Raw genomic sequence first — 13408 nt, 5'->3', positions numbered from 1 at the left:
AGTTAGCGCGTTTGATGCGCGTTGACGAACTGCCGGCAACGCTCACTGCGTGGGTCGATAAACACCGAGTCCGGCGTACCGGTTTCCTCGATCATGCCTTGGTGCAGAAAAGCGACTTTGGAGGACACATCCCGGGCGAAGGCCATTTCATGGGTGACCAGGATCATGGTGCGGCCTTCTTCGGCCAGGGAGCGGATAACGCGCAGCACTTCGCCCACCAGTTCCGGGTCGAGGGCCGAAGTGGGTTCGTCGAACAGCATGACTTTGGGACGCATGGCCAACGCGCGGGCAATCGCCACCCGTTGCTGCTGGCCGCCGGAGAGAAACGCCGGGTATTCATTGCGCTTGGCGGCGAGGCCGACGCGATCGAGCAAGGCCTCTGCGCGCTCGATCGCCTCGGCGCGGCTTTCGCGCAGCACCTGGGTCGGGGCTTCGATGAGGTTCTCGAGCACCGTGCGGTGAGGCCACAGGTTGAAGTTCTGGAACACCATGCCGAGGGTCGAGCGGATGCGCACCAGTTGCTTCGCATCCGCCACCAGCGGCGCGCCGGGAATGCCGTAATTGAGCTTGATGCTTTCGCCGTCGACATGAATGCTGCCTTGATCCGGCACTTCGAGCATGTTGATGCAGCGCAACAAGGTGCTCTTGCCCGAACCGCTGGCGCCGATCAGCGAGATCACCTCACCTTCGCGAGCCGTGAGGGAGATGCCCTTGAGCACTTCGATATTGCCGAAACGCTTATGCAGGTCGATGACTTCAATCATCTTCCTGGCTTCGACCGGTTGCAGCACTTCAATCTTTGGCGCAGCCGCGACACGCGGCTCACCGGCGAGCCTGGCAACAAACCCGGCAATACGCTGGCAAGCCTCGGCAAGGCGGGCCTCACCCAAGGTAAACGACAACCGTACAAAGCCTTGCGCCGGCTCACCAAACGCGGCGGCATCGAGCACCGACACGCCCGCCTCGCGGAATAACCGCCAGGCAAAATCCAACGACCCCAGGCCGGTGCCGCGCACATCCATCAACACGAACATGCCGGCTTGCGGCGCCTGCACCTTGATCCCCGGGCACGCGCCGAGACCGGCCACCACCAGGTCACGGCGGCGCCGGTAGATCTCGCGCATGCCCTGCGTCACCTCATCATGGGCCAGCACCGCCGCCGTGGCGGCCTCCATCACGAACCCGGGCAAGCCATAGAGCATGCTCAATACCAGGGTTTCTGCGTGAGCGATCATCTGCGGCGCAGCAATGATCCAGCCAATGCGCCAGCCGGTCATGGCATGGGATTTGGACAAGCTGCCAATCACAATGCAGCGCTCGGCCATGCCCGGCAGTGCGGCGAGGCTGTGGTATTCACCGTCGAACACCAGGCTTTCATACACCTCATCCACGACGACCCAGAGATCATGGGCGATGGCCAGGTCGGCGATGGCTTGCAGCTCTTGGGGGTTGAGGACCACGCCGGTGGGGTTGTTCGGGTTGGAGAAGAAAATCGCCCGGGTACGCGGCGTGATCGCCGCGCCGAGCAATTGCGCATCCAGGCGAAAGCCCGACTCCGGCGAACACGGCACGCGCGTTAGCGTTGCGCCGCTGGCCTTGAGCGTGGCTTCGTAGGTGACGTACATCGGGTCGAGCACCAGCACTTCATCACCGGCTTGCAGCAGGCACAGCGAGCTGATGAACAACGCATTCTGCGCACCCGGCACGATGATGACGTTTTCGGCTGTCACCGGCCGCGACAGAGTCGTGCTGTAGCGGGCTGCAACGGCGTCGCGCAATGGCGGTCGGCCAGGGATTTCGGTGTAGTGGGTGTCACCGTCGCGCAGTGCGCTGACGGCCGCGTCGGTAATAAAAGAAGGCGTGGCAAAATCCGGATCGCCGACGCTGAGGATGATGATGTCCTCGCCCTGGCTGGCGGCGTGGAACGCGGCGTGGTGGATGTCCCAGGCGGCTACGCCCTGCCCTGCAATCCGCTCAACAAAGGGGGAAAACCGCATGCCAGAGCCTCTCGTACAAGAAGAAAAAGCGCGAACCCGTCTGCGTACAAACGGGTGGATGCGGTCAACATAGTGCAAACTGAACAGTCGTTCAATGAATACGCTTGCGGGGTGTCGTTTATCGAGCGAACAGGTCGCAGTCAGTGTTTTATCGACCTCGTCGCGACAGTGGGCTTACCGCGCGGTCATCAGGTTACAGTGGCGGTCCTGCAATTCCTCGGCCGAACCCAGGTTCAGTTCACTCAGCGCCACGTGTGTGCTCAGCAACACAAAACTGCCGTCTGCACGAGGTGCCATCAGCAGGCTGTACTGGCTCATGCTCGCGCCTTGGGCATCGACGTATGCACGCAACACGACCAAGGGGTCGAGCGCATCAGCGTCCACCGCCGTCAGCGTGCGGGCACTGTAGGTGTGCCCCATCAATCGGGCCGGCAGTACCCGCCACTGTTCGTTGAGGGCAGTGCCTTGCTGGTTGAGCACGGCAAAGATATCCGGGCGCAGGCAGGCGATATGCAGATGCAGCTGGTTCTGTGTGCGGCCGTAACGGGAGTTGATCGCCACCGAAACGAAAGCATCGGGAATCGGCTTTATCAGGCCATCGGACAACACACTGCGGTGCCGCCAGGCTTGGGTAAAGTAATGCGGCAGCAACTGACGGCCCAGGGCCGCGTCTTCGATGCCGGTGATTTTATCCACCGGAATCAGCAGATCCTGCAGCGGGCCATTGCGGTCTTTTAACAGGGTGTAGCCACGGTCCAGATCGACCGCCAGGCACGGGCTGGGGTTGTGCTGCTGTTGCTGGTTGGGCACGCATTGCCGGCTGACGATATGCCACAAGGCATCGGGGTTGCCCCGCCATTGCCAGGCGCCGACCAACGCCAACCCTAAGAACACACCACCGACGATCTTGAATACGGTACCGCGCTTCATGCAAAAACCTCTACGCACAGGGAAGTTGTTTTTTTGCCGACATCCCTGTCGTAGAGCTAACGTTTTACGGGCGCCATACAGTCCGGCTCGATCGGATTTTTTAGCGTGTTGGCGAGGATACGGTCGATATGTGTCAGGTCATCGGCGCTCAGGTGCCAGCCAAACGCCTCTTCAAAACCGTTCAATTGCTCGGGACTGCGGGCGCCCCACAGTGCGATGGTCGGGCCTTGGTCCAGTACCCAGCGCAAGGCCAGTGCGAGCACCGACTTGCCATGACATTCACGGGCATAAATATCCAGCGCCGCCACGGCCGCCAGGTAGTGCTCAAAACGCGGCGCCGTGAATTTCGGGTCGAGCTTGCGTCCGTCATCCTCGGCAAAGCGGGCGGCTGAATGCAGGCTGCCGGTCAGCAACCCACGGCACAACGGGCCATAGGCCAACACCACCAGGGAATGTTGCTTGGCATACGGCAGAATGTCGCTGTCGATAGCGCGCTCGAACAGGTTGTATGGCGGCTGTACCGTGGCCAAGGTTGTGTGCCGGCTGAAATCGTTGATTTGCGCGCAGGAATAGTTGCTGACGCCTACCGCAAGGATCTTGCCCTCGCGGCGCAGGCACTCGAGCGTATCGGCAGTTTCCTGCTGAGCCACCAACGGGTCGGGCCAATGCACCTGGTACAAGTCGATGTAGTCCGTTTCCAGGCGCACCAACGAGTCTTCAACCTCTTTGCGAATACGCTGGGCCGTCGCATGGCGTCGGGGGGAGCCGTCGTCCCATTGCAAGCCGGCTTTGGTGGCGATCACCGCACTGTGGCGCTGGCCGCGCAGCGCCTTGCCGATCAGCGTTTCGCAAAGGCCCAGGCCGTGCACCGGCGCGCTGTCGATCAGGTTGATGCCGCAGTTCAACGCGTGGCGAATCGTTCTGATCGACTGCTCGTTATCCCCGCCGCCCCACAGGTGCCCGCCCATGGACCAGGTGCCGAGGGCGATCCGCGAGACGGCTTTGTCGATGCCGGCAATCCGGAGGGTCTCGATGCGCATAAAAAATAACCCCTGCCCGTAAAACGACGTATAAAAGCAATTACTCTAGATCATCCAAGGTTGAATAGGGCTCAACGCCGCATGCAACCGAACTCCTATAAAAGAGGCTTGTAATGGCGGCTTTCAATCGTTCCGAATTGGCCGATCTCAATGTGTTCATGGCGATCATCCGGCGCCGCAGTTTTCGCCATGCTGCCCACGAGCTGGGGGTTACCACGTCGGCGTTGAGCCACACCATGCGCAACCTGGAAACGCGCCTCGGGGTAAAGCTGCTGTACCGCACCAGCCGCGCCGTGGAACCCACCGACGCCGGCACCCTGCTCGCCGAAAAACTCGGCCTGGGTTTTGCCATGATCCAGGACGGCCTCGACACGCTGGAGTTGCACCGCGAGTCGCCCATCGGCCGCCTGCGCCTCAACGTGCCACGCGATGCGGCGGCGCTGCTGCTGGCGCCGATACTTGGCGAATTCGCCAACGCCTACCCGCAACTGCGCCTGGACTTGATCGTCGAGGACGCAATGATCGATATCATTGCCGAAGGCTACGACGCGGGTATCCGCTATGGCGCCACGGTGCCCCAGGACATGGTGGCGGTGCCGCTGACCGCGGCGTTGCGCTGGATCATGGTCGCCTCCCCCGCTTACCTCGCACGCCGGGGCATACCGCAAGCCCCCCAAGATTTGTTGCAGCATTCCTGCATCCGCATGTACCTGGGCGACAAGACCACCTACAAATGGGAACTGGGTAACGGCCCGAGGCAGCAACGTATCGACGTGCCCGGGCATTTCAGCGCGGCCGACACCGAGACCATCGTCAACGCCGCGCTGCAAGGCGTGGGGATTGCTTACTGCCTGTCCAACCGCGTGCAACAGGAACTGGTGGACGGCCGTTTGGTAGAGGTCATGCCGGACTGGGCCTGCCTGGGTGAACCGCTGTGCATGTACTACCCGAGCCGCCGCCAGTCGCAGCCGGGGCTGCGCCAGTTGATGGACATGATCCGCCTGAAAACCATCGGCTCGCAGTTGATGGAATCACATTGAACCTGAGCCCGGCAGCCATCCTCCAACCTGCATAGACCACGGCCGCGGTGCACGCTTCATGACTTTTATCCTATGGTTGGCCGTATTGGGCGCTGTGCTGCTCACGCTCGCCCTCACTTCTTCCTATTTGCGCTGGATGCCGGTGACCACCTCAGCCGTGTGCCTGTTGCTCGGCGTGGCCATCGGGCCGCTGGGTGTGGACCTGTTGCACCTGGATATCAAAAACTCAGCCCGCTGGATGGAGCACCTGACCGAAGTAGCGGTGTTGTTTTCCCTGTTCGTCAGCGGTTTGAAACTGCGCCTGCCGCTCTGGCATTGCACCTGGCGTATCGCGTTTGGCATGGCGGGGCCGGTGATGCTGCTGACCATCCTGGGGGTGTGCCTGGCCCTGCATTACGTGTTCGCGTTGTCCTGGGGCGTCTCGTTGCTGGTGGGTGCGATACTTGCGCCGACCGACCCGGTACTGGCGGGGTTGGTCCAGGTCAACAATGCGCAGGACTATGACGCACTGCGTTTTGGCCTGTCCGGCGAAGCAGGCTTGAACGATGGCACTGCCTTTCCCTTCGTGATCTTTGCGCTGCTGTTCATGCAGCACGGCGGTTTTGAGGGTGACTGGTTCGGTGGCTGGGTGCTGAAAAACCTGCTGTGGGCGGTGCCGGCCGGGCTGTTGATCGGCTACTGGATGGGCCGTGGCATCGGCCGCGTGACGCTGTGGATGCGCATCACCAATGAGGACAGCACGCTGTCCCCCAACGACTACCTGACCCTGGCGTTGATTGCCCTGGCCTACGTGGTCGCCGAGGCGGTGGGTGGCTATGGCTTTTTGTCGGTCTTCGCCGCTGGGCTGGGCTTGCGCCAGGCGGAGTTCAGGTCCACGGGCAACTCGGTGACGCCCTCGGAGCATCTGGCACTGCCGGTGGTGGGCCACCTGGAGGTGGCTCCTGAGCGCGCCCTGCAAGGCGATGTCAGCGAACTGGCGGATACGCAGATCGCCGCCGGCGTGATGATGGGCGACATGCTCTCGTTCGGCAGCCTGGTGGAGCGTTCGATGGAGGTGTTTCTGGTGACGGTGTTGGGCATCGTGCTGATCAGCCACTGGGACTGGCGAGCACTGCCAGTGGCGGCAGTATTGTTCTGCGTGATTCGCCCCGTGAGCGTGCTGGCAATGCCATGGGGCCGTTTGATCGATTACCGACAACGCGGTTTGATGGGCTGGTTCGGAATTCGCGGGATCGGCAGCATTTACTACCTGTTCTACGCGCTCAATCATGGGCTGGTCGGCACCAGCAGCGCGGTAGCGGTGAACCTTACGGTGTCGGTCATTGCCTTGAGCATCGTCGTTCATGGCCTCAGCACCCAACCGATGCTGTTGTGGTACGAACGACGAGCCAAGGCTAAGACTCAACAGGTAACCGCTCAGTCCTGATTTTCGGTATTGCCCACATCAGCCGCATCGTCCAGGTCATTGAGCGGCACTTCTGCATCATCCATCAATGAGCCCGGGTCTTCGTTGCCCGGGTCATTGAGTTCTTCGTCGTCGTCGAGTTCTTGTGACATGACTGTCTCCTTTAACCGCCTTGAGTGTCGATATCAGCATCCGTTTCAGGCTTGGGCTCGCGCTCGGGCTTGAAGTCTGGACTGTAGTCGTTTTCCTTGGCCTTGGGGTCGACGGCAGGCTTCGGATCTTTCGGCGCGTCAGCCGCCGTACCGGGTGCGGGTTCACCGCCATCTATTGCCGGATCGTTACGGTTACTGACTTGGGGATCGTTGCTTGTGCTCATGATTCACCTCTGTTGAAAAACGCAGCCTGCATAAAGGTAAGGTTCTGCGCAGGACGGTGAAGTTCCGACGATTTAACAGGCAATGTTCAAGAGACAGGGTTATCAATCTGGATGTAAAACGCATAGGCACCGAGTAATACCCAGAACACCATGAACAACCACGGCGCGCGCATGGAGAACAGCAGCGACTTGCGATAGCCCTTGTGGGACGACTCGGTTTCACAAAACAACGGCGAATCGTCATAAGCCATGCCCATTACCGGCTCGCTGCGCAGCAGTTCACTTTGCTTGTAGTGCCAGTGGTCGATGATTTCGTACGCGGCACGGATACCCGGCCAGGCATTCAGGGAGCTGAGAACGCCAAGGGACGCCAGGAACACTGGCACGATCAGCGTAAAAAACTTACCCCATTCCGGGTTGAGGTTGCCCATGCCGGAGACAAAGGCGATGACCAGGAACGACTGCGCGGTGAGGTAGGCGTCGGTGCGGTTGGCCAGGATGGTGGTTTCGTACTGAATTTCGCGGCGATAAAAGTCAAGACGGTCCTTGGGTGAACCGAAAATCTTGGCGTTGTGTTCACTGTGTTCGTCCAGCGACGCTTCTGGAGTGTTTGGAGAGATGATTCTGGGCACGACGATGCTCCACAAGGTGACAAGTCTTGTTAGAAGAATCGGGGCTGAGTGAAGTTCAAGTTTGTTCATGCACCATTGTGGAACACGTGCCGCACTGTTGTGGCGATCGCGTTGGGCTGGCGGCTGCTGGAGTGCGCAGGCCTCGGGCATTTTTTTGGCCCATTGCTCAGCCCAGCGCCCGCTGGCTCGCTCGCCAACGGGTAATTACTCTGCCAAAAATGGGTTTCGGCACAGGCATTGCTTAATCCATTCATCTGCCCGGATACAGGAGCATTCGTTACCCCCCGACCCAGAGCCGACCCCATAAGAAAGTAAGGACCAGGCTTGTTGGCACCCTCAGCCACAGGCTCATAAAACTATGCGTTTTTCAAAGCGGCAGTGCCACCCGCGCAATCCTCGGCACTGACAAGGTACTGGAATGGCTCGATCTTTCTTTGATGAAATGAATGACGCACAAGGCGCTTGCCGTGCGCACTATCAGGAATTCTCCCGCTGGCTGGCCAACACGCCGCCGGAACTGCTGGCCCAAAGGCGCCGCGAAGCGGATTTGCTGTTCCACCGGGCCGGTATCACCTTCACCCTTTACGGCGACGAGCAAGACACCGAGCGCCTGATCCCCTTCGACATCATCCCCCGCAGCATTCCTGCCAGCGAATGGAGCGTGATCGAGCGCGGCTGTATCCAGCGGGTCAATGCGCTGAACATGTTCCTTGCCGACATCTACCACGACCAGCGCATCATCAAGGCCGGGATCATTCCGGCGGATCAGGTGCTGGGCAACGAGGGTTATCAGAAGGCAATGGTTGGCCTGGACCTGCACCGCGACATCTACTCGCATATCTCCGGTGTGGACCTGGTACGCGATGGCGACGGCACCTATTACGTGCTCGAAGACAACCTGCGCACCCCCAGCGGCGTGAGCTACATGCTCGAAGACCGCAAGATGATGATGCGCCTGTTCCCCGAAGTGTTCGCCAAACAACGCATCGCGCCGGTGGACCACTACCCCAACCTGCTGCTCAAAACCCTGAAAAGCGCCAGCCGCCTGGACAACCCCAACGTGGTGGTCCTGACCCCCGGGCGCTTCAACAGCGCGTTCTTCGAACACGCGTTCCTCGCCCGGGAAATGGGGGTGGAACTGGTGGAAGGCGCCGACCTGTTCGTGCACGACCTCAAGGTGTTCATGCGCACCACCGACGGCCCCAAGGCGGTGGACGTGATCTACCGCCGCATCGATGACGCGTTCCTGGATCCGCAGGCATTCAACCCCGACTCCATGCTTGGCGTGCCTGGCCTGGTGGCGGCGTACTGCGCGGGCAATGTGGTGCTGGCCAATGCAATTGGCACCGGCGTGGCCGATGACAAGTCCATCTACCCCTATGTGCCGGAAATGATCCGTTTCTATCTGGATGAAGAACCCATCCTGCAAAACGTGCCGACCTTCCAGTGCCGCAAACCCGATGAGCTGTCCCATGTGCTGGCCCATTTGCCCGAACTGGTGGTGAAGGAAACCCAGGGCTCCGGCGGCTACGGCATGCTGGTCGGCCCGGCGTCCACTGCGGCCGAGATCGAGGACTTCCGCCAGCGCATCAGGGCTCGCCCCCACGCGTACATCGCCCAACCGACCCTGAGCCTGTCCACCTGCCCCACCTTTGTCGAAAACGGCATCGCGCCACGGCATATCGACCTGCGCCCATTTGTGCTCTCGGGCAAGGAGACCCGCCTGGTGCCCGGCGGCCTCACGCGCGTGGCGTTGAAGGAAGGTTCGTTGATCGTCAACTCGTCGCAAGGCGGCGGAACCAAGGACACCTGGGTGGTGGAGGGCTGAGTATGTTGAGTAGAACCGCCGCAGATCTGTACTGGATGTCCCGTTACCTGGAGCGCGCAGAAAACCTGGCGCGCATGCTCGAAGTCAGTTATTCGCTGTCATTGATGCCCCAGGCCGGGCGTAGCGATGGGCTGGATGAGCTGGCCATGTCGTTGCTCAGCAGCGGCACCCTGGACAGCTACCTTGAGCGTCACAAACAACTGGATGCGATGCGGATGCTGCACTTCTTCGCCCTCGACGAAGAAAACCCCGCCAGCATCTATAACTGCCTGCGTGCCGCGCGGGGCAATGCCCACGCAGTGCGCGGGCGGATCACCGCCGACATGTGGGAAAACCTCAACGCCACCTGGCTGGAAATGCGCAGCATCGCCGCCGGTGGCCTGGCCCGGCATGGCATCAGCCACTTCTGTGACTGGGTCAAGCAGCGTTCGCACCTGTTCCGGGGGGCGACCTCGGGCACCATCATGCGCAACGACGCTTATCGATTTATTCGCCTGGGCACGTTTGTCGAGCGTGCGGATAACACCCTGCGCCTGCTGGATGCGCGCTACGAGATGTTTGGTGAGGAGTCGGAAGAAGTCAGCGACCTGTCGGCACGCGGGTATTACCAATGGAGCGCCCTGCTGCGGGCCTTGTCGTCATTCGAGGCGTATACCGAACTGTACCCGAACGCGTTGAACGCGCGCTCGGTGTCCGAGTTATTGCTGTTGCGCAGCGATGTGCCGCGTTCGTTGCACGCCTGCATCGAGGAGTTGAGCCACATCCTGGCGGACTTGCCCGGCAGTTATGGGCGCACGGCGCAGCGCCTGGCGGCCGAGTTTGAAGCGCGCCTGCGGTACACGGGGATCGATGAGATTCTGGAGGACGGCCTGCACAGTCGGCTCACCGACTTCATCGACACCGTACGCGAGCTGGCCCGGGCGATTCATAGCTCCTACCTGGAAGTGGTGTGAGTTCATTGCAGTCACTTAACTGTCAATTCGGGTGATTGACCCTGCTTTGTTACCGCTCTTATGTTGGCGAGGTGAAATGCCTTTCCACCATAAGAACAGGTACACAGCATGTCCGAACTGAAACTGCACCCCGCCGCCGCCCACAGCCTGCAACGCTGGCATGCCATGCTGGCTGCTCACGACCTCAAGCCCCTTCCCGAATTGCTGGCGCCCGACGCCGTCTTTCGCTCGCCCATGGCCCACACGCCCTACCCTGGCGCGCCCGTGGTGTCGATGATCCTCAACACCGTGTTCAAGGTGTTTGAAGACTTTGCCTATCATCGCGAACTGGCCACCGGTGACGGCCTGAGTGTGGTGCTGGAGTTCAGTGCGCGGGTGGGTGACAAGCAGCTCAAGGGCATTGATTTGATCCGCTTTAACGAGCAGGGGCAGATTGTTGAGTTTGAAGTGATGGTGCGGCCATTGAGTGGCTTGCAGGCGCTGGGTGAAGAGATGGGGCGGCGGTTGGCGCCATACCTGGCAAAAGCCAAATCCTGAGCCGTCGTGGAGGCTAGTGTGGGAGCGGACTTGCTCGCGAAGGCGGCGTGTCAGGCACAGTATTAGTAACTGACCCACCGCTTTCGCGAGCAAGCCCACACATTTTGGTTTGCGGTGACTACTGGTTTTTGACCAGCACCGGTTCTGCTCTGTATTGGTCCGGGAACAGCTTTTTCAGCTGCGCCACTTTCGGCAAATCATTGATCACGATGTACGGGTAAGACGGGTTCTCGGTGAGGAAGTCCTGGTGATAGGACTCCGCCGGGTAAAACGCCTTGCCCATCTCTACCTTGGTCACGATCGGCTTGTTGAAGGCTTTGGCCGCTTCCAGCTGGGCGATATAGGCCTGGGCGACTTTTTGCTGCTCGGCATTCTGCGCAAAGATTTCCGAGCGGTATTGAGTGCCGCTGTCGGGGCCTTGGCGGTTCAGTTCTGTGGGGTTGTGGGCCACTGAAAAGTAGATTTGCAGCAGCTTGCCGTAGCTGACCTTGCTTGGGTCGTAGGTCACCGACACCGACTCGGCGTGGCCGGTATCGCCTCCGCTGACCGACTCGTACTGGGCGGTGTTGGCCGCGCCGCCGTCGTAGCCGGACACGGCGTTTTTCACACCCTGCACGTGCTGGAACACACCTTGCACGCCCCAGAAGCAGCCCCCGGCGAACACGGCCGTTTGCAGGTTGCCGGGCTCGGCGGGAAGGTCGAGGGCAGGTGGTGCGATTATTACGGCGTCTTCAGAGGCGCCAAAAGAGAATGCCGAGCTTTGGCCGACGAAAGCAGCGAAAGCGAGTGCGGGTAAAAATTTGAGCAGTTTCATACAACGTACTCCAGTACTCGGTTGAATGTGGGCGCTGGCTTGCCAGCGCCCACATTCAACCGAGTTAACAGTTAATGAATGGGTTAGCCGAAAGTGAAGGCATAGGCGGCCACATGCGGGTCGAGAAAATCGATGGTGAAGGTACGGTCCTGCACGGCGCCGCGCTGACGAACCAGTTGGTACAGGCGTTGCTCGGTCACCGTGCCGCTGCCATCGGGCGCCACATCCGTGCCGTGGGCATCGCCCGGGGCCTGGCCATCAATCGTCACCTTGAATCGCACCGGTTTGCCGTCAGCCGCCGGGCCCAGCACCAGGTGCAGGTCGCGGGCATGGAAGCGATAGACGATGCGCCCGCCAGCCTGGTCGAGGGTGGCTTGCTGGCCGCCAACGTTCCAGTGGCCTTCCAGGGTCCAGTTGTTCAGGGCCAGCGTGCCGGCGGCCGGGTAATTCACCACGCTGTCAGTGCCTAGAGTGCCAGTGGTCACGAAGTTTTCGGCACGCTGGAAGCCCAGGTAGGTTTCCGGCGACTGCACTTCATTCACGTCCGGCGCTTGCTCAACGCCCTTGGCATCCGCCTCGATCAAACCACCTGCGACATCTTTCGCCCCGGCTTCACGCAGCAATTGCTGGATCACCCGCTCCGACTCAGCGTAATCACCCTCGCCAAAATGGTGATAGCGAATCTGGCCCTTGGCATCAGCAAAGTAATGCGCCGGCCAGTACTGGTTATTGAACGCGCGCCAGATCTTGTAGTTATTGTCGATCGCGACCGGGTACGTGATGCCCAAGTCCTTCATGGCCTTGGTGACGTTGTTCACGTCGCGTTCAAAGGCAAATTCCGGGGCGTGTACGCCAATCACCACCAGGCCCTGGTCGTGGTACTTCTCGGCCCAGGCTTTCACATACGGCAAGGTGCGCAGGCAATTGATGCAGGAGTAAGTCCAGAAATCCACCAGCACGACTTTGCCCTTGAGCGCTTCGGCGCTGAGCGGCGGGCTGTTCAACCATTGCACCGCACCATCCAGCGGCGGCAGCGTGCCTTCGATCGGCAGCGCGTCGCTGTGATTGGCCGCCATCATCATCGCGCCACCGGCCATCATCGCGCCGCCCTTCTGTTCGGGTTTGGCACTCAATTTGTCCACCAGGCTTTGTTCCAGGCCGCCCGTGGATGCAGTCGACAAGCGCGACAGCACACCGGTGTCCAGGCCCAGGGCGATGGCGGCCACACCGACCAGCATCAGTGCGCCGAGGCCACGGCGCAGCCATTCACCGGCACCGAGCGAGCGCTTCATAACGCCAAAGACTTTACCGCCGACCAGCAACGCCAACGCCAGGGACGTAGCGGCACCGGCGGCGTAGGCCAGCAACAGCAAGGTCGTGCCGATGCTGGCGCCCTGCAGCGCCGCGCCGGTGAGCACCAGCCCCAGGATTGGCCCCGCGCACGGTGCCCACAGCAAACCGGTGGCCACGCCGATCAGAAACGAAGCGCCCGCACGCGGCTTTGCGTCCGTTCCAGCGGCTTGCGACAGGCGACTGCCGGCGGCCACTAAAGGACGCGTCAAGCGTTCCGACAGTTGCGGCAGCAGCAGCGTGAGTCCGAACAGGGCAACGCACAGCAACGCGAGCCAGCGCCCGTACTGATTGACTTGCACCACCCAACCGCCGCCCACCGCCGCCAGTGAGGCCACCAGGGCGAACGTCACCGCCATCCCCGCCAACAGCGGCAAGCCACTGCGCATAAACGGCTGCCCGGTGCGAGCGAAGACAAAAGGCAGAACAGGCAGGATGCACGGGCTGACAATTGTCAGCACGCCGCCTAGGTACGCGAGAACCAGAAGCCACATGGGATCTTCCCT

At 61.0% G+C, this 13408-nt stretch carries 13 protein-coding genes; 5 read left to right on the top strand and 8 right to left on the bottom strand.

The features are described 5' to 3' along the window. Positions 1–2: 2 nt before the first annotated feature. The 3 genes from A7J50_RS32135 to A7J50_RS14030 all read right to left on the bottom strand — a co-directional run bounded on the left by A7J50_RS32135 (position 3) and on the right by A7J50_RS14030 (position 3967). Complete coding sequence (locus A7J50_RS32135; protein ID WP_064452346.1) at positions 3–1997, bottom strand: aminotransferase class I/II-fold pyridoxal phosphate-dependent enzyme; 1995 nt, start codon at positions 1995–1997, stop codon at positions 3–5. 174 nt (positions 1998–2171) lie between these two features. Further along, positions 2172–2927, bottom strand: a complete 756-nt coding sequence (locus A7J50_RS14035) for a CDP-diacylglycerol diphosphatase (RefSeq protein WP_064452345.1) — start codon at positions 2925–2927, stop codon at positions 2172–2174. A gap of 56 nt (positions 2928–2983) precedes the next feature. Next, on the bottom strand, positions 2984–3967 hold the full coding sequence (locus A7J50_RS14030; protein WP_064452344.1) for an aldo/keto reductase: 984 nt from the start codon (positions 3965–3967) through the stop codon (positions 2984–2986). A gap of 113 nt (positions 3968–4080) precedes the next feature. Here A7J50_RS14030 and A7J50_RS14025 point away from each other — a divergent pair, with 113 nt between their 5' ends. Together A7J50_RS14025 and A7J50_RS14020 are read left to right on the top strand one after the other, a co-directional pair. After that, positions 4081–5007: a LysR family transcriptional regulator gene (locus tag A7J50_RS14025; RefSeq protein WP_064452343.1), complete on the top strand. Its 927-nt coding sequence runs from the start codon at positions 4081–4083 to the stop codon at positions 5005–5007. A gap of 58 nt (positions 5008–5065) precedes the next feature. Then, positions 5066–6433, top strand: a complete 1368-nt coding sequence (locus A7J50_RS14020; RefSeq protein WP_064452342.1) for a cation:proton antiporter — start codon at positions 5066–5068, stop codon at positions 6431–6433. On the opposite strand, the gene A7J50_RS31625 is transcribed toward A7J50_RS14020, so the two are convergent. The 3 genes from A7J50_RS31625 to A7J50_RS14010 all read right to left on the bottom strand — a co-directional run bounded on the left by A7J50_RS31625 (position 6424) and on the right by A7J50_RS14010 (position 7420). Further along, positions 6424–6564: a hypothetical protein gene (locus A7J50_RS31625; RefSeq protein WP_167353698.1), complete on the bottom strand. Its 141-nt coding sequence runs from the start codon at positions 6562–6564 to the stop codon at positions 6424–6426. The two genes, A7J50_RS14020 and A7J50_RS31625, sit on opposite strands and share 10 nt — an antisense overlap. 11 nt (positions 6565–6575) lie before the next feature. Beyond that, positions 6576–6788: a hypothetical protein gene (locus A7J50_RS14015; RefSeq protein ID WP_064452341.1), complete on the bottom strand. Its 213-nt coding sequence runs from the start codon at positions 6786–6788 to the stop codon at positions 6576–6578. Between the two features lie 86 nt (positions 6789–6874). Next, complete coding sequence (locus tag A7J50_RS14010; RefSeq protein ID WP_064452340.1) at positions 6875–7420, bottom strand: hypothetical protein; 546 nt, start codon at positions 7418–7420, stop codon at positions 6875–6877. A gap of 418 nt (positions 7421–7838) precedes the next feature. Here A7J50_RS14010 and A7J50_RS14005 point away from each other — a divergent pair, with 418 nt between their 5' ends. From A7J50_RS14005 to A7J50_RS13995, 3 genes are all read left to right on the top strand, one after another. Beyond that, positions 7839–9248 (top strand): circularly permuted type 2 ATP-grasp protein, encoded by a 1410-nt coding sequence (locus tag A7J50_RS14005; protein ID WP_064452339.1) that lies wholly within the window; start codon positions 7839–7841, stop codon positions 9246–9248. A 2-nt stretch (positions 9249–9250) separates the two neighbouring features. After that, a complete protein-coding gene (locus A7J50_RS14000) occupies positions 9251–10201 on the top strand; it encodes an alpha-E domain-containing protein (protein ID WP_053256152.1) in 951 nt (316 codons plus the stop codon). 108 nt (positions 10202–10309) lie between these two features. Beyond that, positions 10310–10738, top strand: a complete 429-nt coding sequence (locus A7J50_RS13995) for a nuclear transport factor 2 family protein (protein ID WP_064452338.1) — start codon at positions 10310–10312, stop codon at positions 10736–10738. A 118-nt stretch (positions 10739–10856) separates the two neighbouring features. On the opposite strand, the gene msrA is transcribed toward A7J50_RS13995, so the two are convergent. Both msrA and A7J50_RS13985 read right to left on the bottom strand, forming a co-directional pair. Continuing rightward, entirely contained in the window at positions 10857–11552 is a 696-nt protein-coding gene (msrA, locus tag A7J50_RS13990; protein WP_064452337.1) for a peptide-methionine (S)-S-oxide reductase MsrA, read from the bottom strand. Positions 11553–11635: 83 nt separating this feature from the next. Next, complete coding sequence (locus A7J50_RS13985) at positions 11636–13396, bottom strand: cytochrome c biogenesis protein DipZ (protein ID WP_064452336.1); 1761 nt, start codon at positions 13394–13396, stop codon at positions 11636–11638. Between the last annotated feature and the right edge of the window lie 12 nt (positions 13397–13408).

The organism is Pseudomonas antarctica (assembly GCF_001647715.1).
In the GTDB taxonomy this organism is placed as follows: Bacteria; Pseudomonadota; Gammaproteobacteria; order Pseudomonadales; family Pseudomonadaceae; genus Aquipseudomonas; species Aquipseudomonas antarctica_A.
The sequence above is the reverse complement of the archived record's forward strand: the minus strand, read 5'-3'. Positions and strand labels throughout refer to the sequence as shown.

Bases quoted from the DNA above. Each gene is read 5' to 3' on its own strand.
- msrA (WP_064452337.1), bottom strand. From the start codon at position 11,552: ATGAAACTGCTCAAATTTTTACCCGCACTCGCTTTCGCTGCTTTCGTC.
- A7J50_RS14015 (WP_064452341.1), bottom strand. From the start codon at position 6,788: ATGAGCACAAGCAACGATCCCCAAGTCAGTAACCGTAACGATCCGGCA.
- A7J50_RS14020 (WP_064452342.1), top strand. From the start codon at position 5,066: ATGACTTTTATCCTATGGTTGGCCGTATTGGGCGCTGTGCTGCTCACG.
- A7J50_RS13985 (WP_064452336.1), bottom strand. From the start codon at position 13,396: ATGTGGCTTCTGGTTCTCGCGTACCTAGGCGGCGTGCTGACAATTGTC.
- A7J50_RS14025 (WP_064452343.1), top strand. From the start codon at position 4,081: ATGGCGGCTTTCAATCGTTCCGAATTGGCCGATCTCAATGTGTTCATG.
- A7J50_RS31625 (WP_167353698.1), bottom strand. From the start codon at position 6,564: ATGTCACAAGAACTCGACGACGACGAAGAACTCAATGACCCGGGCAAC.
- A7J50_RS14030 (WP_064452344.1), bottom strand. From the start codon at position 3,967: ATGCGCATCGAGACCCTCCGGATTGCCGGCATCGACAAAGCCGTCTCG.
- A7J50_RS13995 (WP_064452338.1), top strand. From the start codon at position 10,310: ATGTCCGAACTGAAACTGCACCCCGCCGCCGCCCACAGCCTGCAACGC.
- A7J50_RS14035 (WP_064452345.1), bottom strand. From the start codon at position 2,927: ATGAAGCGCGGTACCGTATTCAAGATCGTCGGTGGTGTGTTCTTAGGG.
- A7J50_RS32135 (WP_064452346.1), bottom strand. From the start codon at position 1,997: ATGCGGTTTTCCCCCTTTGTTGAGCGGATTGCAGGGCAGGGCGTAGCC.
- A7J50_RS14005 (WP_064452339.1), top strand. From the start codon at position 7,839: ATGGCTCGATCTTTCTTTGATGAAATGAATGACGCACAAGGCGCTTGC.
- A7J50_RS14000 (WP_053256152.1), top strand. From the start codon at position 9,251: ATGTTGAGTAGAACCGCCGCAGATCTGTACTGGATGTCCCGTTACCTG.